This is a genomic window from Mycobacterium sp. GA-2829, from assembly GCF_001499965.1.
Taxonomy (GTDB): domain Bacteria; phylum Actinomycetota; class Actinomycetes; order Mycobacteriales; family Mycobacteriaceae; genus Mycobacterium.
This window is the reverse complement of record NZ_LQIT01000056.1, coordinates 1-22,652: the sequence shown is the minus strand read 5'-3', so window position 1 is coordinate 22,652 and position 22,652 is coordinate 1. Positions and strand designations below refer to the sequence as shown.

At 69.7% G+C, this 22,652-nt stretch carries 18 protein-coding genes; 13 read left to right on the top strand and 5 right to left on the bottom strand.

Annotated elements, in window-relative coordinates; translation table 11 throughout:
- Positions 1 to 24: 24 nt before the first annotated feature.
- Positions 25 to 1,719: a nitrite/sulfite reductase gene (locus AU194_RS25815; RefSeq protein WP_059092123.1), complete on the bottom strand. Its 1,695-nt coding sequence runs from the start codon at positions 1,717 to 1,719 to the stop codon at positions 25 to 27.
- 124 nt (positions 1,720 to 1,843) lie between these two features.
- Positions 1,844 to 1,939 carry an Ms4527A family Cys-rich leader peptide gene (locus AU194_RS33080; RefSeq protein ID WP_369804228.1) on the bottom strand — a complete coding sequence of 32 codons (96 nt, stop codon included), beginning with the start codon at positions 1,937 to 1,939 and terminating at the stop codon, positions 1,844 to 1,846.
- A gap of 119 nt (positions 1,940 to 2,058) precedes the next feature.
- On the opposite strand from AU194_RS33080, the gene AU194_RS25810 reads away from it, so the two are divergent.
- From AU194_RS25810 to AU194_RS25800, 3 genes are read left to right on the top strand one after another with little or no spacing between them, the layout of a single operon-like run.
- Positions 2,059 to 3,519 (top strand): aldehyde dehydrogenase family protein, encoded by a 1,461-nt coding sequence (locus AU194_RS25810; protein ID WP_059092122.1) that lies wholly within the window; start codon positions 2,059 to 2,061, stop codon positions 3,517 to 3,519.
- A gap of 23 nt (positions 3,520 to 3,542) precedes the next feature.
- Complete coding sequence (gene hemW, locus AU194_RS25805) at positions 3,543 to 4,721, top strand: radical SAM family heme chaperone HemW (protein WP_059092121.1); 1,179 nt, start codon at positions 3,543 to 3,545, stop codon at positions 4,719 to 4,721.
- 45 nt (positions 4,722 to 4,766) lie between these two features.
- A complete protein-coding gene (locus AU194_RS25800; protein WP_059092120.1) occupies positions 4,767 to 9,878 on the top strand; it encodes a type I polyketide synthase in 5,112 nt (1,703 codons plus the stop codon).
- A gap of 157 nt (positions 9,879 to 10,035) precedes the next feature.
- Here AU194_RS25800 and AU194_RS25795 read toward each other — a convergent pair whose 3' ends face one another.
- A complete protein-coding gene (locus AU194_RS25795) occupies positions 10,036 to 11,871 on the bottom strand; it encodes a DUF222 domain-containing protein (protein ID WP_059092119.1) in 1,836 nt (611 codons plus the stop codon).
- Positions 11,872 to 12,038: 167 nt separating this feature from the next.
- Here AU194_RS25795 and AU194_RS25790 point away from each other — a divergent pair, with 167 nt between their 5' ends.
- Together AU194_RS25790 and AU194_RS25785 are read left to right on the top strand one after the other, a co-directional pair.
- Positions 12,039 to 13,175 carry an acyl-CoA dehydrogenase gene (locus AU194_RS25790; protein WP_059092118.1) on the top strand — a complete coding sequence of 379 codons (1,137 nt, stop codon included), beginning with the start codon at positions 12,039 to 12,041 and terminating at the stop codon, positions 13,173 to 13,175.
- A 19-nt stretch (positions 13,176 to 13,194) separates the two neighbouring features.
- Entirely contained in the window at positions 13,195 to 13,575 is a 381-nt protein-coding gene (locus AU194_RS25785; protein WP_059092117.1) for a nitroreductase/quinone reductase family protein, read from the top strand.
- Here the strand turns inward: AU194_RS25785 and AU194_RS25780 are convergent.
- Positions 13,547 to 14,041 carry an SRPBCC family protein gene (locus AU194_RS25780; protein ID WP_059092116.1) on the bottom strand — a complete coding sequence of 165 codons (495 nt, stop codon included), beginning with the start codon at positions 14,039 to 14,041 and terminating at the stop codon, positions 13,547 to 13,549. The genes AU194_RS25785 and AU194_RS25780 overlap by 29 nt on opposite strands.
- Positions 14,042 to 14,192: 151 nt before the next feature.
- Between AU194_RS25780 and AU194_RS25775 the strand changes: the two genes are divergently transcribed.
- The 8 genes from AU194_RS25775 (at position 14,193) to AU194_RS32755 (ending at position 21,855) form a co-directional block, all read left to right on the top strand.
- Positions 14,193 to 15,299: a homogentisate 1,2-dioxygenase gene (locus AU194_RS25775; RefSeq protein WP_059092115.1), complete on the top strand. Its 1,107-nt coding sequence runs from the start codon at positions 14,193 to 14,195 to the stop codon at positions 15,297 to 15,299.
- Entirely contained in the window at positions 15,296 to 16,483 is a 1,188-nt protein-coding gene (locus tag AU194_RS25770; protein WP_059092114.1) for a S9 family peptidase, read from the top strand. Before AU194_RS25775 ends, AU194_RS25770 begins: the two co-directional genes overlap by 4 nt.
- Entirely contained in the window at positions 16,483 to 17,682 is a 1,200-nt protein-coding gene (locus AU194_RS25765; protein WP_059092113.1) for a CaiB/BaiF CoA-transferase family protein, read from the top strand. The genes AU194_RS25770 and AU194_RS25765 overlap by 1 nt, the downstream gene beginning before the upstream one ends.
- The gene (locus tag AU194_RS25760) at positions 17,679 to 18,584 is read left to right on the top strand and encodes a hydroxymethylglutaryl-CoA lyase (protein WP_059092112.1); all 906 of its coding nucleotides are present in this window, start codon (positions 17,679 to 17,681) and stop codon (positions 18,582 to 18,584) included. Before AU194_RS25765 ends, AU194_RS25760 begins: the two co-directional genes overlap by 4 nt.
- Before the next feature lie 3 nt (positions 18,585 to 18,587).
- The gene (locus AU194_RS25755; RefSeq protein ID WP_059092111.1) at positions 18,588 to 19,205 is read left to right on the top strand and encodes a TetR/AcrR family transcriptional regulator; all 618 of its coding nucleotides are present in this window, start codon (positions 18,588 to 18,590) and stop codon (positions 19,203 to 19,205) included.
- A gap of 84 nt (positions 19,206 to 19,289) precedes the next feature.
- On the top strand, positions 19,290 to 20,528 hold the full coding sequence (locus AU194_RS25750; RefSeq protein WP_059092110.1) for an acyl-CoA dehydrogenase family protein: 1,239 nt from the start codon (positions 19,290 to 19,292) through the stop codon (positions 20,526 to 20,528).
- Positions 20,525 to 21,484: a phosphotransferase family protein gene (locus AU194_RS25745; RefSeq protein WP_059092109.1), complete on the top strand. Its 960-nt coding sequence runs from the start codon at positions 20,525 to 20,527 to the stop codon at positions 21,482 to 21,484. The genes AU194_RS25750 and AU194_RS25745 overlap by 4 nt, the downstream gene beginning before the upstream one ends.
- Positions 21,481 to 21,855, top strand: a complete 375-nt coding sequence (locus AU194_RS32755; RefSeq protein WP_059092108.1) for a DUF6285 domain-containing protein — start codon at positions 21,481 to 21,483, stop codon at positions 21,853 to 21,855. The genes AU194_RS25745 and AU194_RS32755 overlap by 4 nt, the downstream gene beginning before the upstream one ends.
- 7 nt (positions 21,856 to 21,862) lie before the next feature.
- Here AU194_RS32755 and AU194_RS25735 read toward each other — a convergent pair whose 3' ends face one another.
- The gene (locus AU194_RS25735; RefSeq protein WP_059092107.1) at positions 21,863 to 22,495 is read right to left on the bottom strand and encodes a class I SAM-dependent methyltransferase; all 633 of its coding nucleotides are present in this window, start codon (positions 22,493 to 22,495) and stop codon (positions 21,863 to 21,865) included.
- Between the last annotated feature and the right edge of the window lie 157 nt (positions 22,496 to 22,652).

Sequence of the window (22,652 nt, the reverse complement as noted above, 5' to 3'; positions counted from 1 at the left end):
GTTCTCCGCTCTTCGCGCAAGCGCTCATCGCAAGTCCGCCTCGTCTGCTCGTAGGGCCCACGTTGCGAAACGCTCACCGTGCTCGCGTTGTTTCACGAAGTTGCGAACCACCCGCTCGATGTAGTCACCCAGCTCGGTGGCGAGCACCTTGTGCTGGCGCAGCTTGCGGCCGAAACCGCTGTCCAGGCCGAGGCTGCCGCCGAGATGCACCTGGAAACCCTCCTCGGGACCGTTGCCCTCGTCGACCATCTGGCCCTTGAAGCCGATGTCGGCGACCTGGATGCGTGCGCACGAGTTCGGGCAGCCGTTGATGTTGATCGTCACCGGCACGTCGAGCTGGGCGTTGATGTCCTCGAGCCGCTTCTCGAGTTCGGGTACCAGCACCTGGGAACGGCTGCGGGTCTCGGCGAAGCTCAGCTTGCAGAACTCGATGCCGGTGCAGGCCATCAGGTTGCGCCGCCAGTGCGACGGCGTCGACGGCAGGCCCAGCGCGTCGAGCCCCTCTCTGAGCTCGTCGAGCTTCTCGTCGGGCACATCGAGCACGATCAGCTTCTGGTACGGCGTGAAGCGGATGCGGTCGGAGCCCGCGGCCTCGGCGAGGTCGGCCACCTTCTGCAGGATGGTGCCCGAAACACGGCCGGCGATCGGCGCGACGCCGACGGCGTTGAGGCCGTTCTTGAGCTTCTGCACACCGACGTGGTCGATCGGCCGAGTTACCGGCTCGGGCGCCGGACCGTCGATGAGTTCTCGGCCGAGATATTCCTGTTCGAGAACTTTCCTGAATTTCTCGACGCCCCAGTCCTTGATCAGGAACTTCAGCCGCGCCTTCGACCGCAGTCGGCGGTAGCCGTAGTCGCGGAACACCGAGACCACGCCCTCCCAGACGTCGGGCACCTCGTCGAGCGGCACCCAGGCGCCGACCCGCTGACCCAGCATCGGGTTGGTGGACAGGCCGCCGCCGACCCACAGGTCGAAGCCGGGGCCGTGCTCGGGGTGGTTCACACCGATGAACGCGACGTCGTTGACCTCGTGCACGACGTCCTGCAGACCGGAGATCGCGGTCTTGAACTTGCGGGGCAGGTTCGAGTACTCGGGCTTGCCGATGTAGCGCTTGACGATCTCGTTGACCGCGGGGGTGCCGTCGATGACCTCGTCGAGCGACTCACCCGCCAGCGGGGAGCCCAGCACCACACGCGGGCAATCGCCGCACGCCTCGGTGGTCTGCAGACCGACCTCGTCGAGCCGGCGCCAGATCTCCGGCATGTTCCGGACGTCGATCCAGTGGTACTGGACGTTCTGCCGGTCGGAGATGTCGGCGGTGTCGCGCGCGAACTCGGTGGAGATCTCGCCGAGGGTGCGCAGCGCCTTGGCCGTCAGCGCGCCGCCGTCGCTGCGGACCCGGAGCATGAAGTACTCGTCTTCGAGCATGTCGGTGTTCTCATCACCGGTCCACGTGCCGTCGAAGCCGGGCTTGCGCTGCGTGTACAGGCCCCACCAGCGGAAACGGCCGCGCAGGTCGCCCTTGTCGATGGTCTCGAAGCCGCCGGGGGCGTAGATGTTCTCGATGCGCTCGCGCACGTTGAGCGGGTTGTCGTCTTTCTTGGACTGCTCGTTGGCGTTGAGCGGCTCGCGGTACCCGAGCGCCCACTGACCTTCGCCGCGGGGACGCTTCGCGGGCTTGGCGGGACGAGGCTTGGCCTGGGCCGGAGTCTCGGTCATAGAGGTTGGCTCCTTCTCGAAGCCGGCGTTCGGACCGCGCTGGATCACCGGTGGGCTGACCGGCGGCGCAGATCCGGCGGCCAGCTGAAAATCGGGGGGTGGGCTGGGTCCTAGATCAGGCGCGTCAAGGCAAACAGCGACAGGTGCACACGCGCTTGAAGTCGACATGCCGCCGAGCGACCAGCGCGAAGCGGGTGCGGAGGGTCGGGACAGCGGTCACGGCGCCATTGTGCCACGGGAAGCCGCACCGCCCCTAACCGGGGCATATTTGCGCTCGCGGTGAGCAAAACTCCGCGCAGGCCCCCGTTTCGCCGACCGGGCACCGGGTAGGTCCGCGGGATGCCTTCTCCGTATCCCGCCTTCACCGAGATGCCCATTGGCCGCACCTGGCGCGGCGGCTCGGCGGGCAAGTCCCGCGACGACGTCAATCCCTGGTCCGGCGAGGTGCTGACCAGCATCCCGCAGGCCAACGCCGACGACCTCGACGAGGCCTACGTCGCCGCCACGGAGGCCCAGGCCGACTGGGCCGCCGCACCGCCCGCTGAACGCGCCGCGGTGATGCGCGCCGCCGCCGACGTGATGGGCGACCGCAAGGACGAGATCACCCGCTGGCTGATCCGCGAGAGCGGCGGCACCGTCGCCAAGGCCGAACTCGAATGGGGCCTGGTGCGGTCGGTGCTGTGGGAGGCCGCGTCGATGCCGCACCACGTCGAGGGGTCGATCCTGCCGTCGGACATCCCGGGCAAGGAGAACCGCGTCTACCGCGAGCCGGTCGGGGTGGTCGCGGTGATCTCGCCCTGGAACTTCCCGATGCAGTTGTCGAACCGGTCGGTGGCGCCCGCGCTGGCGTGCGGGAACGCCGTCGTGCTGAAACCGGCGGGCGACACCCCGGTGACCGGCGGGCTGCTGTTGGCGCGGATCTTCGAGGAGGCCGGGTTGCCGCCGGGTCTGCTCTCGGTGGTCGTCGGCGGCGGCTCCGACATCGGCGACGCGATCGTCGAGCACCCGACCCCGCGGGTCGTGTCGTTCACCGGGTCGACGCCGGTCGGGCGCGGGATCGCGCAGAAGGCGGGGCTCAAACACCTCGCCCTCGAACTCGGCGGCAACGGCCCGATCGTCGTGCTCGACGACGCCGACCTCGACCTGGCCGTCGACGCGGCGGTGTTCGGCTCCTACTTCCACCAGGGCCAGATCTGCATGATCGGCAACCGGCTCATCGTCGACGACACCGTGCACGACGAGTTCGTCGACCGTTTCGCCGAGCGCGTGCGCGCGCTGAAGGTCGGCGACCCCGCCGACGAGAACACCCAGATCGGCCCGATCATCAACTCCTCGCAGCTCGAATCCGTGCAGGACAAGATCGCCAGGGCCCGCGACGAGGGCGCGCAGGTGGTCGTCGGGGGCGATCCGGTCGGTCCGACCGGGCAGGGACTGCCGCCGCATGTGCTGCTCGGCCCCAACGACTGCGCCACCGCCCGCGAAGAGGTGTTCGGACCGGTGATGACGGTCGTGCGCGCCAAGGGCGAGGAGGATGCGCTGAAGCTGGCCAACGACACCGAATACGGGTTGTCCTCGGCGGTGTTCAGCCGCGACGTCGATCGCGCGGTCCGGTTCGCCCGCCGCATCGACGCCGGCATGACCCACGTCAACGACGCCCCGGTCAACGACGACGCCAACACCGCGTTCGGCGGGGAGAAGGCCTCCGGCGTCGGCCGCTTCGGCGGGAAGTGGGCCATCGACGAGTTCACCACCGAGCACTGGGTCTCCGTGCAGCACCAACGGCGCGATTACGCCATCTGACGCCACGCTGGGACGATGGAGGCGTGAGCCTTCGCACCGCCCCCGTACGCGTGCCCGAGCTGGCCGCCACTTCGGGGCGGCCGTTCGGTATTTACATCCACGTCCCGTTCTGCGCGACCCGGTGCGGGTACTGCGACTTCAACACCTACACCCCGGCCGAGGCGGGCGGTGCCAACCCCGAGGGCTGGCTGGCCGCGATGCGTGCGGAGTTGGCGCTGGCCGCCCGCACACTGGGTGCGCCCCCACCGGTGCAGACCGTGTTCGTCGGCGGCGGCACCCCGTCGCTGCTGGGCGGTGCGGGGCTGACCGCCGTGCTGGACGCCGTGCGCGACCATTTCGAGTTGGCGCCCGGCGCCGAGGTCACCACCGAGGCCAACCCCGAATCGTCGGGGCCCGAACTGTTCGACGCGTTGTTGGCCGCCGGCTACACCCGGGTGTCGCTGGGCATGCAGTCGATCGCCCGCCACGTGCTCACGGTGCTCGACCGGTTGCACTCCCCGGGCCGGGCCGTGGCCGCCGCCGGGGAGGCGCGGGCGGCCGGATTCCGACACGTCAACCTCGATCTGATCTACGGGACGCCGGGGGAGACCGACGACGATCTGCGCCGCTCGGTCGACGCCGCGATCGGCGCCGGGGTGGACCACGTCTCGGCCTACGCGCTGGTGGTCGAGGACGGGACCGCACTGGCCCGGCGGGTGCGCCGTGGTGAGGTGGCAGCTCCCGACGACGACGTGCTGGCGGCGCGGTACGAACTGCTCGACGCGCGATTGGCCGACGCGGGATTCGACTGGTACGAGGTGTCGAACTGGTCCCGTCCCGGTGGCGAGTGCAGGCACAATCTCGGCTACTGGGCGGGCGGGGAGTGGTGGGGCGCCGGACCGGGTGCGCACGGTTTCCTCGGCGAGACCCGGTGGTGGAATGTCAAGCACCCGAACACCTACGCGGCCGCCCTGGTCGAGAACGTGCTCCCGGTCGCCGACTTCGAGGTGCTCGATGCGGCCGCGCGCCACACCGAGGACGTGTTGTTGGGCGTGCGGTTGCGCGACGGGCTGCCGCTGTCCGTCCTCACCGCGTCCGAGCGCGCTCGGGTGGACGCGGTCGTCGCCGACGGTCTGGCGGTGGTCGCCGGCTCGCGGCTGGTGCTGACCGACCGCGGCCGCCTGTTGGCCGACGGTGTGGTGCGCGCGCTACTCGCCGACTGAGAGGTGGTCGCCCCGGGGGCACCCGGTTGTGCGAATATTGTCCGCATGTCGACTGAGTTAGGCAAGGCTAACCAGAGCGCCGGCCCCGAACCCATCGCGATCGTCGGCATCGGCTGCCGACTGGCCGGCGACATCGGCACCCCCGCCGCGTTCTGGGATTTCCTGCTCGACGGCGGCAGTCGGGTGCGGGAGGTGCCCGCCGATCGCTGGGAGCCCTACCTGCGCCGCGACCCTCGCAACGCCGCGGTGCTGCGCGAGACCACACCGTGGGGCACGTTCCTCGACGACCTCGCCGGTTTCGACGCCGAGTTCTTCGGGGTGTCCCCGCGCGAAGCCGAGCTGATGGACCCTCAGCAGCGCCTGGCCCTCGAAGTGTCCTGGGAGGCACTGGAACACGCGGGCGTGCCGCCGCGGTCGCTGGCGGGGAGCGATACCGCGGTGCTGATGGGCGTGAACTCCGACGACTACGGCAAGCTGATCATGGAGGACCTGCCGGGCATCGAGGCGTGGACCGGAATCGGCACCTCGCTGTGCGGGATCGCCAACCGCGTCTCCCACCTGCTCGACCTGCGCGGTCCCAGCGTCGCGCTCGACGCGGCGTGCGCGGCCTCGCTGGTCGCGGTGCACCAGGCCTGCCAACTGCTGCGCACGGGCGAGACCTCGCTGGCGCTGGCCGGCGGGGTGAGCGCGCTGATCGGCCCCGGGTTGACCAGGGTCCTCGACCAGGCAGGCGCCACCGCCCCCGACGGCCGGTGCAAGAGCTTCGACGCCGACGCCGACGGGTACGGCCGCGGTGAGGGCGCCGCGGTGGTGGTGCTCAAACGCCTGGCCGATGCGGTACGCGACGGCGACCGCGTGATCGCGGTGGTGCGCGGCGGTGCGGTGGCCCAGGACGGACGCACGGTCGGCATCATGTCGCCCAACGGCGCCGCCCAGGCCGACTTGTTCCGGCGGACCTGTGCGACCACCGGAATCGATCCGGCCACAGTCGAATTCGCCGAGGCGCACGGCACCGGCACCCCGACCGGCGATCCGGTCGAACTCAACGCCCTGGCCGCGGTCTACGGCGCCCGCCGCGCCGACGGGCAGCCGTGCCGGGTCGGATCGGTCAAACCCAACACCGGCCACCTCGAGGGCGGCGCGGGTGTGGTCGGTCTGATCAAGGCGGCGATGGCGTTGCAGCACGAGACGATCCCGCCGACCGCGGGCGTGCGCACGCTCACCCCGGCGGTGGACTGGGCGGCCAGCGGCCTGCGGGTCCCGACCAGCGTCGAGGCGTGGCCGCGCCGCGACGGCAGCCCGCGCCGGGCTGCGGTGTGCAGCTACGGCTACGGCGGCACCATCGCCCACGTCCTGCTCGAAGAGGCGCCTTTGCGGGTCTCGGTTTCGAGTGGTGATGGCGTGACGGTGGTTCCGGTGTCCGCGCGATCGTCGGCGCGGCTGGCTCGCCAGGCTGCGGTGCTGGCCGAACATGTTCGGGCGCGCGGTGATTCGGTGGGCGCGGTCGCGACGACGCTGTGGGCGCGGCGATCCCACGAACCGGTGCGGGCTGCCGTCGTCGCGCGTGATGCCGACGAACTCGCCGCCGGACTCGATGCGCTCGCCGAGGACCGGCGCACCCCATCGGTGGCGACGGGCAGCGTGCTCCCCGGCGCGGAAGGCGGTGCGGTGTGGGTGTTCTCCGGACACGGGTCGCACTGGTCGGGGATGGGCCGCGAACTACTCGCGCACGAACCGGCGTTCGCCGAGGTGATCGACGCGGTCGAACCCGTCTTCGCCGCCGAACTCGGCTTCTCCCCGCGGGAGGCCCTGCAGAGCGGCGAGCTCGGCGGTACCGACCGCGTGCAGGCGTTGACGTTCGCGATGCAGGTGGGGTTGGCAGCGGTGTTGCGGGAGCGCGGCGTGCGACCGGCCGCGGTGATCGGGCACTCCGTCGGCGAAGTCGCCGCCAACGTCGTCGCCGGCGTCTTCGATCTGGCCCACGGCGCCAGGGTCGCCTGCTACCGCGCGCGGGGCTTCCGCACGGTGGCGGGCGCCGGCGCGATGGCCCTGGTGCGGTTGCCGTTCGACTCGGCCGAACAGGATCTGGCCGGTCGCACCGACGTGGTGGCGGCGATCAGCGCGTCCCCCGAGTCGACCGTCGTCTCCGGCACCGTCGCCGCGGTCGACGAGGTGTCGGCACGGTGGACCGACGAGGGCTTCATGGTGCGCCGGGTGAACACCGACGTCGCGTTCCACAGCCCGGCGATGGACGCGTTGACCGCCGAACTCGCTTCGCTTACCGCGGGATTGGGCCCGTCGCGGCCGGCCGAGGTGCCGATCTACAGCACCGCGCTGGCCGACCCGCGCTCCGACGCCCCGCGTGACCCCGACTACTGGGTGGCCAATCTCCGCGGGCGGGTGCGTTTCGCCGAGGCCGTCACCGCCGCCGCAGAGGACGGCCACCGGCTGTTCCTCGAGGTGTCGGCGCATCCGGTGGTCGCACACTCGATCGCAGAGACGTTGAGCCATCTCGGAATTCGAGAGCACGCCGTGGTGCCGGTGCTGCGACGCGAGCAGCCGGAGCAGACCACCGTCGCCGCGGCCGTCGGCGCGCTTTACTGCCACGGTGCGCCGGTGTCTTACGGAGTGGTCCCTCAAACCGACTGGGCGACAGACCTTCCCGGCACCCAGTGGGTGCACCGGCGGCATTGGCGCACGCCTACCGCACCGCCGGGTGGCCGCGGGGTGCACGAACCGGAGTCCCACACCCTGCTCGGCGGTGTCATGGAGGTCACCGGCGCCGTCCCCGCCCGGGTGTGGCAGACACGCCTCGATGTCTCGACGCGGCCCTACCCCGGCGACCATCCCGTACAGGGCACCGAGATCGTCCCCGCGGCGGTGCTGCTCAACACGTTCCTGACCGCCGCCGGAACGGATCTGGCCGACGTGCGGCTGCGCACGCCGGTGCCGCCGGGCCGGGCCCGCGACATCCAGGTGGTGGCGCAGGACCGGTCACTCGCGCTGGCGTCCCGGCTGGTCGACGACGACGGCGGCGAGGCCGGCTCAGGCTGGTTGACGCACTGCACGGCGCTGGCAGCCCAGACCGCCGAACCGGTGCCGACCGTGCTCGACGAGGACGAGATCCGATCGCGTTGCACCGAGGTGCTGCCCGCGGGCCACGTGGTCGACACCCTGGCGACGCTCGGGGTGGCGGCGATGGGATTCGGGTGGCAGATCCTGGAACTGCACCGCGGCGAGGGAGAGCTCTTCGCGCGGGTGGCGGCCGATACGGACGGTTCGACCCCGGCGACGTGGGCGGGGCTGCTCGACGCCGCGACATCGGCGGCCTCGACGATCTTCGACGGTCCGCCCCGGCTGCGGATGCCCGCGCGGATCGAGCGGGTGCACGTGCATGACAAGCCGCCTGCCGTCGCGCTGCTGCACGTGCGGCGCCGGTCGACCGGCACCGTGACCGATGTGCTGCTGGCCGAGGAGTCCGGTGCGGTGTCGGTGTCGCTGACCGGGATGGCGTTCGAGGAACTCGAGAACCCCAGCGGCCGGGACACCGTTCGGCTGCTGCATCACGTCGCCTGGCATCCGGTCGACTGGCCCGACGCCGATCCGCCCGCCGAGGTGACGCTTGTCGGGGGCGACGCAGCGACCCACGCGTTCGTCGTGCGTGATCTCGACGAGGCCGGGGTACCGCACCGAACTGTCTCTGACGCAACGGAACTCGGCATGTCCGCGGCGGGGGCGGTGCTCGTGCTGCCGAGCGCCGACGCGACGCCGCAGGCGTCGGCAGAACTGGTGCTGTCGACGCTGCAGCGGCTGGACGGGGTCGGTAGTCAGGCACGGCTGTGGGTGCTCACCTCCGATGTGCACGAGGGCGTCAACCCGGCGCACGCGCCGTTGTGGGGACTGGCCCGCGTCGCGGCCGCGGAGCATCCGCAGCTGTGGGGCGGTGTCCTCGACGTCACGGGGGAGCGGTTGCCGGTCCGGGCGCTGGGCGTGCTGGCCGGTCACGGGGTGGTCGTGGTGCGCGACGGGGTGGCGTATGCCGCGCGGCTGGCGCACGCCGACGGTGGCGAGGCGGCTCCGTTGCGGTGCTCGCCGGGCGGTACGTATCTGATCACCGGGGGCACCGGGGTGCTGGGCCTGCGGTTGGCGCAGCGCCTGGCCGACCTCGGGGCGCGGCGGCTGGTGCTGGTGTCGCGCTCGGGTGTTCCGGACCGGAGCGTGTGGGATGAGCATGCCGATCGCGAGGCTGTCGCCGTGGTGTCCACGCTCGAACAGCGGGGGGTGTCGGTGCGGGTGGCCGCCGTCGACGTCGGGGCGCCCGGCGCGACGGAACAGCTGAGGTCGGCACTGGCCGACCTGCCGCCGGTGCGCGGGGTGATCCACGCCGCAGGCGTGGAAGCCGGTGCGCTGCTTGCGACGACGACACCGGAGGAACTCGACGCGGCGATGCGGCCCAAGGTCGACGGGATGGCCGCGCTGCACGAGCTCTTCCCGCCCGGCGCGCTGGACTGGATGGTGTTGTTCTCGTCGTGCGGGTATCTCGCCGGGTTCCCGGGGCAGGGCGCCTACGCGTGCGGTAACGCCTATCTCGACGCCTTCGCCCGGTACCGGCGCCGGCTCGGCGACCGCACCACGAGCGTGGCGTGGACGGCGTGGCGCGGTATGGGGATGGGGTCGACGTCGGGGTTCGTCGCGGCGCAACTCGAGGCGCTCGGTATGGGCACTGTCGGGCTCGACGACGCGATGCGGGCACTCGATTCGGCACTGCGCGATGACGACGCCAACGTCGTGGTGCTGCCGGTGCTGCCCTCGGCGGCCTCGGTGCCGATGCTCGCCGACGTCGCGCCTGTCGAAACGGACGCCGCGGCCCCCGCGGTCGAGGACCGCGGCGACGAGGACGTCAGCGACTGGGCGGCCCGCCAGGTGCTGACCGCGGTGGCGGCCGAACTGGGTTGCGCTGCAGAAGATGTCGACGTCCGACTGCCGCTGGTGGAGATCGGTGTCGACTCGATCATGACCGTCTCCCTGCGACGGCAGCTGGAGAAGCAGACCGGATTGCACCTGCCCCCGACGCTGCTCTGGGAGTACCCAACCGCGGCGGCCGTCACCGAACGGATCACCGAACTGCTCACGGTCGAGGATTCCTCGGCCGCGTAGTCGATGGTCCATTGCCCGCTACCCGTGAAACGCTTGCTGCGGTCTCGAGTGAAATGCCGCACCGGAAACCCCTGCGCGTTCTGGTCATTCGGCGGTAGTTCAGTGGTGACCTCACCCACGGTGAAGTGTGGGTGTGGTGTCAAAGGGGGTGCGGCGGTCAGGCCGCCCGGTGTTGGGGTGGTGCGGGGCCGCCGGGTTCGCCGGGGTTGTCGGCGGGCCGGGTCGGCTCGTCGGGCTCCGCGGGGACGGGCTCGTCGGCGTCGGTCTCAGAGGTGGTCGGGTCCATCGAACAGAAGGCCTCGTCGGCTGGCAGTGTGATGGCCGATCCCTCGCCCACTGGCTCGTGCAGTCTGTCGGCCACAGCGGCAGCGGTCTGCGTGTAGCCGGGCTCGTGGGAGACCTCGAGCGCCTCTGCGTACGGCTTGGTGTCGTCGATATCGTTGGCGTCAGCCGTTTCCGGCGATGCCACGGCGCTGTCCGGTTCACCGGTGTTGTCGGCGGACGGGGTCTCGTCGGTGTCGCCGCTGTCGTCAGCGACGGCCTCCGGGGCAGCGGTCTGCTCGGCGTCGTTGCTGCCGCCTTCGTCAACGGGTTCCATTGACACAACGCGGTTGTCGCTGTCGTCGGGGTCGGCGAGGAGGCGTTCGGGGCGGTGGTAGGTGTTGACGCGGGTTTGTCCGGTGTCCAGGTCGGCTGGGGGGATCCATTCGACCTCGTGCTGGTCGTTGACGCGGGTGGTCCAGCCGCCGTCTTTGACGTCGCGATTATCGGTTCCGCACGCCAGGCCGAGGTCGTTGATGTTGGTGTTCCCGCCCTCGCCCCAGTCTTTGTCGGCGTGGTGGACCTGGCAGCCGTAGGCGCCGATGGTGCAGCCGGGTTTGGTGCAGCCCCCGTCCCGGGCGGTCAGCATGATCCGCTGCGCCGCCGAGGCCGTCCGCTTGGTGCGGAACAGATCCAACGCCGATCCGGTCGCTTGGTCGAAGATCGCCAGGAAACAATTGGCGTGGGCGGCCATGCGGATCACGTCTTTGATGGGGATGATCGTGCCGCCGCCGGTGGTGGCGACCCCGGCCCGCGACTCGAGGTCTTGCAGGGTGGTGCGCACGATCACCGACACCGGTAGCCCATTCAACTGGCCGAGATCCCCACTCATCAACGCGATCCGGACGACCGCCACCATCGCATCATGGCGACGCTGGGCCGGGCTGCGGAAATCGTTGTCGATCTGCGCCTGGGTCGGGGTCCCCGACACACAGGGTTCGGGATCATCGGGGTTGCACATGCCGGGGGCGGCGAACTTGGCGAAGATCACCTCCCACATCGCGGCCAGCTCCGGCGTCAACGAGCCCAACAATCCGGACATGCCGTCACGGCGTTGCTTGGTCAGGGTGACCCCACGCTTGCGGGCCCGTTCACTGTCGTCGGGTTCAGGCCCGTCCTGGTCGAGCAGGAACACCAACCGCTTAGCGGCCTCTTCGAGTTCTTTGGGTCCGACGCCGAGGGCGATGCGCACCAGGTTGACCTCGAACTGGTCGCGGGTGACCGCATCCACCCACGGCGGGAGTTCATCGACCTGGTGACGGATCTTCTCCACATGTTCGGCGGTGATCAACCCCTGCTGCTGGGCGGCTGCGGTCGCCGGCAACACCGGCGGCAGCGCCGGACCCGACACCGCCGGGCGTGGCGCCAACAGGGCGGCGTCGGTGAGGCGTCGGTGGGCTTCTTTGCCGGAGAGCCGCCACCGGACCCGCAACACTTCTTTCCAGGATTTGGCGCCCAGCTGCCGGGGTGTGGCCTCGACCTGCAGGCGGGCCAGCAGGCGGTGACGCACCGCGGGCAGGCGGCAGCCGAGGTTTTCCAGTGTGTCCAGGGCGGCGACCAGGTCGGGGCGGGTCAGCAGATCCACCTGGCAGGCAGCCAGCTGATCGACCGCGGCATCCAGCGCGGCGATCGCGTCCTGGAGGTCCTCACCCGACATACCCCGAACATACATTCGACCACCGACAAGTCCTCGGGTCCGCGCAGTCCGTCCCCGCCACTGGCGACGAGGTGGCGCCTCGCGCTGCTCGACGACGGGGTGGTCGCGAAGTAGCTGTACACCGACGCCCGATTGACAGACCGAGGAGGTCCATACCAAAAAGTACGGTAACGTCCGGCCACATGAGCCCGGACTTCGTGACCAGGCTGGCTGAACGTGCCCACGAGGCCGAACAGCTACGCCGCCTCCCCCAGGCCACCATCAACGACCTCATCGCGTCCGACTTCACCGAACTATTGGTGCCCGCCCGCTTCGGCGGCAAAGAGGCGCCCTTCCCCGAACTGCTCGAGCCAGTCCGCGAGATGGCGCACGGCTGCGCGTCGAGCGCGTGGACCATCGGCTTCTACGCGCTGCACAACTGGATGGTCGCGCTGTTCGAGGAGCAGGCCCAGGCCGAGGCGTTCGCAGACCGCCCGTTCCTCGCTCCGGCGCCGCTGGCGCCCACGGGCCGCGGCCGCCCCGACGGCGACGGGATCCGGCTCAGTGGGCGGTGGTCGTGGGCCACCGGTGTCATGCACGGCAACTGGATCATGGTCGGCGCGCTGTGTGGACCCGATGACGCGATCTACCCCGCCCTGGCCCTACTCCCGATCGCGGACGCCACCGTGGTGGACGTCTGGCACACCGACGGGATGCGCGCCACCGGCTCCAACGACGTCCTCATCGATGACGTATACGTCCCGCCACACCGCCTCGTGCGGGTGACCGACATCTACGCCGGCACCGCCCCCGGTGCGGTGCTGCACACGTCGCCGACCTACCGCTGGCCGATGGTTCCCGCCCTGGCACTGCTGGCCGCGATGCCCGCGCTCGGCAGCGCCGAGCGGGTCGCTGCGCTCTACACCGAACGCCTCGGCGAGCGGGTGCTGGCGTACGAGGGCGTCCGGCAGAAGGACAAGCCGCTGGCGCAGGCCCGACTCGGGGAAGCCGAGGTGCGGTTGCGGGCACTGCGCGCGGTGCTCGACGACACCGTCGGAGAAATCGAGACGCTCGTGCGTGCCGGTGACGCCGTACCGCTGGTGACGCGGGCCAGAGCCCGGATGACCGCCGCGCACATCGTGCACGAGTCCCGCGCGGTGATCGGATTGCTCCTGGAGGCCTCGGGGGCGAGCGCACACTTCACCTCGAACCCCCTGCAGCGCATCAAACGCGACGTCGACGTGATCGCCGGCCACGTCGTCTTCGACTACGACACCAGCCGCGAACTGGCGGGAGCGCTCGCGATCGGGGCCAAGATCCCGCCCTTCGCAATGGTGTGAACCCACCGAGGAGGACCGCATGAACCGGGACGACGTCACCCACTTCTTCCAGAAGCACGTCGCCAATCCGGTGACGCGCCGACTGCCGTTCCAGACCCTGCTGGAGACCACCGGCCGCATCTCCGGACAACCGCGCCGAACCCCGTTGGGCGGCAAGCTGATCGACGATCAGTTCTGGTTCGTTTCGGAGTTCGGGGAACGGTCTCAGTACATCCGCAACATCAAGGCCGATCCCCATGTCCGGGTGCGACTGCGGGGCCGGTGGCGCTCCGGTGTCGCGCACCTGCTGCCGGAGGACGATCCGCACGCGCGGCTACGGGAACTGCCTCAGTTCAACAGTTTCGGCGTCCGCACGTTCGGCACCGAACTGCTCACCGTGCGGGTCGACCTGACCGACTGAGCTGCGCCAGCTCGGCGAGGTTCCGCAGCGAATTGTCGAGATGATCCTGGGAGAACGGCGGGAACGAGATCTCGCGCCGGACCTCCGCTGGAACCGCCGACCAGTCGTAGGTCAGCGTCACCTTCGTGCGCGACGGCCCCAGCGGCACCAGATCGTAACGCCAGGTCCAGCCGCCGAATTCGATGTCGTCGCCGGCGCGCTGGCCCGGTTCCCAGGCGATGACGCGCGGCTTGTCGAACGCGATCACCTTGTTCGCCATCTCGTATCGGCCGTCGGGGTGGTTGTCGTGGTACATCGCCATCTCGAAGATCTGCCCCGTGGCGGTGAGGCGTGCGCCGTCGAGGGACTCCCGCACCCAGCCGGTGCCGTCGATCGCGGCATGCGACGAGGGGTCGGCAAGCACCGCGAAAATTTCGTCGGCGGGGGCGTCCACCGTTGATTCGGCGGTCATCACTTCATTCGACATTCGAGCTCTCCTGTTTCGTGGTGTCGTATGTGAAGTGAGACCGCTTCGGTGGTGCGAACTCATCGCGCACCCTTGCGCTGCCCTCGAAACAAAAGTAACGTCAGTTTCACTTTGTGGCCGATGTCCCACCGAACAGTCACTGGAGCCTGCGATGGAATCGTTCGTTCACCTGCGGAAAGGCAAGACACCACGGCGGCCGCACGCCGACCTCGACGGCCAGAAAGACGATGAACTCGGCCGCGGCGGGTTCACCGGACGCACGGCCAACATGTACCGGCGCAACGACCCCACCGCCTTCCGCACGGTGGGGCCGCTGCGCCCGGTCGACGTCCTCAGCGATCAGCTAAAGCCCGATGACGCGACCGACGCTCAAGGCGCACCGCTGCTCATGTTCTCCAATGCCGACTGCCAGGTGCTGCTCTCTCGGCGCGCCGAGGAGATGCCCTACTTCGCGCGCTACGTCGACGGCGACCTGCTGTCGTTCGTGCACACCGGCTCGGGCCTGTTGGAGACCGAGTTCGGGCCGTTGCGCTACCGGGCCGGCGACTGGGTCTACATCCCGAAGGGGTGCACGTTCCGGCAGATCCCCGATGCCGAGTCCACGCTGTTGATGATCCAGGCCACCGACGAGTTCCGGGTGCCGCCGCCCGGCCCCCTCGGCAGGCACTTCCCGTTCGACCCGACGCTGCTCTCGGTCCCCGACCCGGAGCCCATCGACGACGGCGTCGGTCCGCGGGTCGACGGCGAGTACGAGGTCCGGCTGTTCCATGAGGGCGGGCCGACATCGCTGTTCTACCAACACCATCCGCTCGACGTCGAAGGGTGGCGGGGCGACAACTTCGCGTTCACGTTCAACATCGCCGACTACAACGTCGTCACCTCCGACAGCGTGCACCTGCCTGCCACTGCGCATCTGCTCATGCAGGCGACCGGGGTGTACGTGATGAACTTCCTGCCCAAACCCGCCGAGGGGGTGCCGGGCACCGAACGCACCCCGTGGTACCACCGCAACGTCGACTACGACGAGATCGCGTTCTTCCACGGCGGTTCGCTGTACGGCATTCCGATGCCGCCCGGGCTGATCTCCCACGCGCCGCAGGGCGTGCACCATGGTGCGCCGGAGAAGGCGCGCGAACGTGCCCGCCGCAAATTCGACGACTTCCAACGGGTGGACTGGCAGGTGATCGCGATCGACACGCGCAGGCGGCTGATTCCGTCGCCGGAGGTGCTGGCGAACGACCTGGGGCAACACTCGTGACGACGGCGGTGAAGTACGAATACGACCGTATCCCGTATCTCGTTGCCTACCAGAACACTTCGGGGGTGCGCGACGTCTACGGCGGTGTCGCCGAGCTGGTCGTCCTGGAGAGCCACCTGCTGCGGCCGCGCAACAAACCGTCCGACACCGTGCTGGTGTTCATGCACCCCATCGGGGGTGGCGCCTACCTGCCGATGATGAACGCGTTGGCCAAGGCCGGTCACCACGTCATCTACTGCAACAGTCGATTTCGCGGCACCGACTCGGCGCTGCTCATGGAGAAGGTCGTCGAGGACCTCGGCGAGGCGATCAAGGACGCCAAGAACCGTATGGGCTACTCCAAGGTGGTGCTCGCCGGGTGGAGCGGCGGTGGCTCGCTGTCGGTGTTTTACCAGCAACAGGCCCAGCATCCGACCGTGACGGCGAGCCCGTCCGGCGACGGACCCGACCTGACCAAGCTCGGCCTGATCCCCGCCGACGGCGTCATGCTGCTGGCCGCCCACATCAGCAGGCACGGCACGCTCACCGAATGGCTCGACGCGTCGATCCTCGACGAATCCGATCCCACCAAGCGCGACCCCGAACTCGACCTGTACAACCCCGACAACCCGAATCAGCCGCCCTACACCCCCGAGTTCCTCGAGCGGTACCGCGCCGCCCAGATCGCCCGCAACCGCCGAATCACGAAGTGCGTCAAGGACAAACTCGCCGAACTGAAGGCCAGCGGGCGGCCCGACGACGAGTTCGCGTTCATCGTCCACGGCACCATGGCCGATCCGCGCTGGCTGGATCCGACCGTCGACCCCAACGACCGCAAACCCGGCACCTGTTACCTCGGCGATCCTCAGGTGGTCAACAACTCCCCCGTCGGGCTGGCACGGTTCTGCACGCTGCGCAGCTGGCTCTCGCAGTGGAGCTACGACGACGCCAACGGTGACGCGGTCAAGGCCGGCCCCGACATCGCGGTGCCCACGCTGGTCATCGGCAACCTCGCCGACGATGCGTGCACACCGAGCCACACCCGGCGCCTGTTCGAGGCCATCGGGCACCCCGACAAGGAGATGCACGAGATCGCCGGCGCCAACCACTACTACTCCGGACCCGACCAGCGTGAGACCCTGCGGGAGGCGGTCGGTATCTGCACCGACTGGCTGCACCGGCACGGGTTTTCTGCGGAGGTTTGATGACAGGCGCACTGGACGGGATTCGGGTCATCGAGATCGGCACGCTGATCTCCGGCCCGTTCGCCGGACGACTTCTCGGCGACATGGGCGCCGAGGTGCTCAAGATCGAACCGCCCGGCGCCCCCGACCCGCTGCGCACGTGGGGTCAGGCCGAACTCGACGGCCACCGGTTCTTCTGGACGGTCCACGCGCGCAACAAGAAAGCGATCACCCTCGACTTGCGCACCCCACGCGGCCGCGAGATCTTCCTCGAACTGGTCGAGCAGACCGACATCATCGTCGAGAACTTCCGGCCCGGCACCCTGGAACGCTGGGACCTCGGCTACGACGTCCTGCACGCCCGCAACAAGGGCATCATCCTGGTGCGGGTCTCGGGATACGGTCAGACCGGACCCGACGCCCACCGCGCCGGTTACGCCTCGGTCGCCGAGGCGGCCAGCGGACTGCGCCACCTCAACGGGTTCCCGGGTGGCCCGCCGCCCCGGCTGGCGCTGTCGCTGGGTGACAGTCTGGCAGGCATGTTCGCCGCGCAGGGCGCACTCGCGGCGCTGTACCGGCGCACCGTCACCGGCGAGGGTCAGGTGGTCGACACCGCGTTGACCGAATCCTGTCTGGCGGTGCAGGAGTCGACGATCCCCGACTACGACGTGGGCGGGGTGGTGCGCGGCCCGTCGGGCACCCGGCTGGAGGGCATCGCCCCGTCGAACATCTACCGCAGCGGCGACGGCAGCTGGGTGGTCATCGCGGCCAACCAGGACACGGTGTTCCGCCGGCTGTGCGCAGCCATGGGTCAACCCGAACTCGCCACGGACGACCGGTTCGCCGATCACGGTGCGCGCGGCCGAAATCAGGACGAACTCGACAAGATCATCGGCGACTGGGCCGCGCAGCGTCCCCCCGCCGAGATCATCGAGACGCTGTCGGCGGCGGGGGTCATCGCCGGTCCGATCAACACGGTCGCCGAGGTGGTCGACGATCCGCAGCTGCGGGCGCGCGGGATGATCGCCGAACACTGGGATGAGCGGGTCGAGCGCACGGTTCTCGGCCCCGGCATCGTCCCGGTGCTCTCGGAGTCCCCTGGCGAGATCCGCAACGCCGGCTCGGCCCGTCCCGGGCAGCACAATGACGAGGTGTACACCGGACTTCTCGGCAAGTCCGCCGACGAAGTGGCCACACTGCGCGCCGAGGGGGTGCTGTGAACGAACTACCTGCCAAAGTCGACATCCGCGAGGTGTCGCTGCGCGACGGTCTGCAAATCGAGCAGCCGATCCCGTTGTCCGCCAAGCTCGAACTGCTCGAGGCCGTGGTCGCGACCGGCGTACGCGAAGTCGAGGCCACCGCGTTCGTCTCGCCGTCGAAGGTGCCCGCGCTCGCCGATGCGGCCGAACTCGCCGCCGAACTGAGCCGGTTCGACGGTGTCGAGTTCTCCGCACTGGTCGCCAGCCCGAACGGCGCCAAACGCGCCATCGCGGCGGGGCTGCGGTCGATCGAGTACGTGGTGTCGGCGGCCGACGGGCACAGCCGGGCCAACGTCGGGCGGTCGAGCGCCGAGGCCACCGCGGCGATCCCGGACATCACCGCGATCGCCCACGACAGCGGCGCCACCGTGGAGGTCATCATCGCGACGGCGTGGGACTGCCCCTTCGACGGCCCCACCCCGCCTGATCGCGTTCTGCAGATCGTCGACGCCGCAATGGGTTTCGGGGTGAACCGGCTCGCGATCGCCGACACCATCGGCACCACGACCCCGCGGCGCGTCAGCGATCTCGTCGCGCAGGTGCGGCCGCGGATCGGTGACACGCCGCTGGGCGCCCACTTCCACAACACCCGCGGCGCCGGACTGGCCAGCGCGTACGCCGCCGTACAGGCAGGCATCACCCGCCTCGACGCGTCGGTCGGCGGACTGGGCGGCTGCCCGTTCGCCCCTGGCGCGAGCGGCAACATCGCCACCGAGGATCTGGTCTACCTGTTGCGCGACAGCGGGATCGGCTGTGACGTCGACCTGCAGGGCGCCATCTCCGCGGCCGACGTTGCCCGCACAGTCGTCGGCCACGACCTACCCAGCGCGCTGTTGCGGGCCGGGGACCGGATCACCGGCTGAACCATGCCCCCGGAGTCCTCGACGCTGAGCAGCAAGGGCCGTCAGACACGGGCCGCCATCGAGCAGGCGGCGCGAAAGTTGTTCGCGGAACGGGGGTTCCACGGCACCACGCTGGCCGACATCACCTCGGCGGCCGGGAAGTCGCCCGCGGCGTTCTACCGCTACTTCGACGACAAGGAGGACCTGCTGGCCGCGCTGGCGGAGTCGTTCCTCCACGATGTGGTCGCCCCGTCGGGCGCGAGCGTTCCGCTGCCCTCCTCCCCCGACGACAGCGAGTTCTTCACGACGGTGGTCGCCGGGTATTGGAACATCTTCAAGCAGAACATCGGCATCATGATCGCCGTCGCGCAACTGGCCGCCGCCCAGCGACGGTTCGCCGATCTGCAGCACGAGTTCCGCCGCCTCGGCATGGATGTGATCGCGGCGTCGGTGCGGCGCGCGCAGGAGCAGGGCTACGGCACCGGCCTCAACGCCGAACACACCGCAGCCGCCATCGCGCTGCTGTTCGAGAACTTCACCGTGGTGATGGTCGGCACGTCAGGTCTCGGCCTGGCCATGAGCGACGCCGACGCGATCGCCACCCTGTCCACCATCTGGAAGCGCACCCTGTATGGCTTCTGAACCGACCCCGCCGAGCGCACGGTTGGTGTACACAAACCCCGAGTAGACCCGTCCACAACCGTGCAGTCGGCGCAAAGGAGAGACATGGATTTCACCCTCCCAGAACACCTTCCGGGCCTCCTCGAGGAGATGGACGCGTTCATCGAGGCGGAGATCAAACCGCTGGAGCGCGAACACATCCAGTACTTCGACCGCCACCGCGAGTACGCCCGCACCGACTGGGAGAACGGCGGTATCCCGCAGCGCGCGTGGGAGGACCTGCTCGACGAGATGCGCCGGTGCGCCGACGCTGCGGGCTGGCTGCGCTACGGGCTGCCCGCGCAGTTCGGCGGCCGCGACGGATCCAACATCGACATGGCGGTGATCCGGGAACATCTGGCGCACAAGGGTCTCGGCCTGCACAACGATCTGCAGGACGAATCATCGATCGTCGGCAACTTCCCGCAGGTCATCATGATGGATCGCTTCGGCACCGACGCGCAGAAGGCCGAATGGATCGAGGCGATGATCACCGGGAAACGGTCGATGGCCTTCGGGTTGACCGAACCGGACCACGGCTCGGACGCCACCTGGTTGGAGACCCGCGCCGTCCGCGACGGGGACGGCTGGGTCATCAACGGCACGAAGCGGTGGAACACCGGCGTGCACCGCGCGACGCACGATCTGATCTTCGCCCGCACCTCCGGTGAACCGGGGCAGGCCCGCGGCATCACCGCCTTCCTGGTCCCCACCGACACACCGGGTTTCGAGGTGCCCTACTACTGGTGGACGTTCAACATGCCCACCGACCATGGCGAGGTCGTGCTCACCGACGTCCGGGTGCCCGACGATGCGATCCTCGGCGAGGTGGACCGCGGACTCGAAGTGGGCCAGACGTTCCTGCACGAGAACCGGATCCGCCAGGCCGCGAGCAGTCTCGGCGCCGCCCAGTACTGCATCGACCGCGCCGTCGACTACGCCGGGCAGCGCACAGTGTTCGGGAAACCGCTCGCGGTGAACCAGGCCGTGCAGTGGCCGCTGGTCGAACTGCAGACCGAGGCTCAGATGGTGCGGCTGCTGGTGTACTACGCGGCCACCGAACTCGACCGCAGCCACCACATGGAGGTCTCCGACAAGGTGTCGATGGCCAACTACCGCGCCAACCGGCTGGTGTGCGAGGCCGCCGACCGCGCGATGCAGGTGCACGGCGGCGTGGGCTACAGCCGTCACGAACCGTTCGAACACATCTACCGCCACCACCGGCGCTACCGGATCACCGAAGGGGCCGAGGAGATCCAGATCCGGCGGGTCGCCCAGCGGCTGTTCGGGTTCGGGCGGAAGTGAAGGCCGAACTCGAGGCGGTGCTGCGCCCGCTGCTCGGTGAGGTGACCGTCGAGAACCTCACCACGCTGACCGGGGGCGCCAGCCGCACCACGTGGGCGTTCGACGCCGTCGGTGCGGACACCCGCAAGGGGCTGATCCTGCGCACGGGTCCGCCCGACGAGGTACACGCCGGGATGGAACTCGAAGCGCGCGCCCAGGAGCGGGCCGCCGCGGTGGGCGCACCGGTCCCCCACATCGTCACCGCCGACAACGACGCTGCAGCACTGGGCAATCCGTACCTCATCTGCGATCTCATCGGCGGTGAGACGATCGTCCGCCGCATCCACCGATCCCTCGACGACGCCGGACGCAGCCGGTTGCTCACCCAGTGCGCCGAGGCGTTGGCCGCGATACACCGCGCCGATCCGCACGGCATCGGGCTCACCGAATCCGATCAGCTGACCGAGTGGCGCGCGCAGCTCGACGAGATGGGCGACACCACAGCCACGTTCGAGTGGGCGTTCCGCTGGCTGGATGCGCACCGGCCGCCGCCGTCACCACACCGGTTGGTGCACGGCGACTTTCGCATGGGCAACCTGATCATTGACGACAAGGGCTTGGCGGCGGTGCTCGACTGGGAGCTCGTGCACATCGGCGAGATCTACGAGGACCTCGCGTGGTTCTGCATCCGGGCGTGGCGGTTCGGCGCCCCCGAACAGCTCGGTGCCGGCGGGCTGGGCAGTGTCGAGGACTTCCTCACCGCGTACGAGACGGCCAGCGGACAGATCCTCGACCGGTCGACGTTCCGCTGGTGGTTGACGGTCGCGACGCTGCGATGGGGCGTGATCTGCCGCTATCAGGCCGAACGCCACCTCAGCGGGCAGACGCCGTCGGTGGAGCTGGCCGCGATCGGCCGGCGGGTGTGCGAGACCGAATGGGATCTGCTGGACCTACTCGAGGGCGGAGGGCCGCGATGACCGGACCGCAGTGGCTTTACGGCAGACCGACGGCGGCCGAGCTGGTCGCGGCGGTAGCGGACTTCCTCGACCAGGAGGTGCGGCCTGCCCTGCAGTCGGAAGGTCGGCCCGCCGACGGGGGTTCCGTCAGCTTCCACGTCCGGGTCGCCGCCAACGTCCTGCGCACCGTCGAGCGCGAACTCACCCAGACCACCTCCGACGGGGCCGTCGCAGCACTGGACGGGCTCGGGTTCGCCGACGAGACCACATTGGCGGAGGCGATCCGCGCCGGCGGGCTCGACGACCGGGCCGCCGAACTCCTGCCCGCGCTACGGGCAGTCGTCCGGCACCGGCTCGAGGTGGCCCACCCCGGTTACGATCAGACCGACTGAGCGCCGGTCAGATCCGCCGGATCCGGGCCAGCCAGGCCGGCTCCTCGACACGCGCGCCCACCGGCAGGCCGAGTGCCTCGGCGTGCGCGGATCCGACCACTCCGCGGTAGGTCGTGGTGTCGAGCGCCTCGATCTGCCAGCCGTCGGTGAACGCGCCGCGGATCTGGGCCTCGCTCACCTGCGGCCCGAACCCGCGCCCGGCATCGGAAAGCGCGAGGATGTGCACGACCGCACCGGGGCGGCACACCGAGGCGAGGCTCTGCACATACCGCGGGCGGTCGGTGTCGTCGAAGACGTGGAACAGCGCGCTGTCGACGACGGTGTCGAAGCGTGGGCCTCCGTTGAGCCGGGTGGCGTCGGCCTCCTCGAAACGCGCCGCGACACCCCGGTCGGCGGCGTTGCGCCGGGCGAGCTCGACCGCGCGGGCGGAGAAGTCGATGCCCAGCACGTCGTAGCCGCGGGCGGCCAGCAGGATCGTGTGCTCACCGGCACCGCAGCCGGCATCCAGCACGGCGCCGCTGATCGCGCCGCGGGACGAGAGGTCGACGATCGCGGGTTGCGGTTCACCGATCACCCACGGGGGCGCACCGCCGGCGTAGATGTCGTCGAAGAGGGTCTTGGTCGGTGTCGTCTCGGTCATGATCGGAGTCTCGTACCTGAAGCGTGGTTCAGGTCAAGGGTGACCGACCTCGAGAGAAGGGTTGTGTCACGCCGACGGGCGGCGGTTTCAAGGCGTCGTTGCAATAGCAGCTGATTCTGATGGGAAGTGCTGCTATGCCACGTCCACCGTTGTCGAG

Coding starts and splice junctions, on each gene's coding strand:
- AU194_RS25815 (WP_059092123.1), bottom strand. CDS start 1,719: ATGACCGAGACTCCGGCCCAGGCCAAGCCTCGTCCCGCCAAGCCCGCG.
- AU194_RS25810 (WP_059092122.1), top strand. CDS start 2,059: ATGCCTTCTCCGTATCCCGCCTTCACCGAGATGCCCATTGGCCGCACC.
- AU194_RS25800 (WP_059092120.1), top strand. CDS start 4,767: ATGTCGACTGAGTTAGGCAAGGCTAACCAGAGCGCCGGCCCCGAACCC.
- AU194_RS25795 (WP_059092119.1), bottom strand. CDS start 11,871: ATGTATGTTCGGGGTATGTCGGGTGAGGACCTCCAGGACGCGATCGCC.
- AU194_RS25790 (WP_059092118.1), top strand. CDS start 12,039: ATGAGCCCGGACTTCGTGACCAGGCTGGCTGAACGTGCCCACGAGGCC.
- AU194_RS25785 (WP_059092117.1), top strand. CDS start 13,195: ATGAACCGGGACGACGTCACCCACTTCTTCCAGAAGCACGTCGCCAAT.
- AU194_RS25780 (WP_059092116.1), bottom strand. CDS start 14,041: ATGTCGAATGAAGTGATGACCGCCGAATCAACGGTGGACGCCCCCGCC.
- AU194_RS25775 (WP_059092115.1), top strand. CDS start 14,193: ATGGAATCGTTCGTTCACCTGCGGAAAGGCAAGACACCACGGCGGCCG.
- AU194_RS25765 (WP_059092113.1), top strand. CDS start 16,483: ATGACAGGCGCACTGGACGGGATTCGGGTCATCGAGATCGGCACGCTG.
- AU194_RS25755 (WP_059092111.1), top strand. CDS start 18,588: ATGCCCCCGGAGTCCTCGACGCTGAGCAGCAAGGGCCGTCAGACACGG.
- AU194_RS25750 (WP_059092110.1), top strand. CDS start 19,290: ATGGATTTCACCCTCCCAGAACACCTTCCGGGCCTCCTCGAGGAGATG.
- AU194_RS32755 (WP_059092108.1), top strand. CDS start 21,481: ATGACCGGACCGCAGTGGCTTTACGGCAGACCGACGGCGGCCGAGCTG.
- AU194_RS25735 (WP_059092107.1), bottom strand. CDS start 22,495: ATGACCGAGACGACACCGACCAAGACCCTCTTCGACGACATCTACGCC.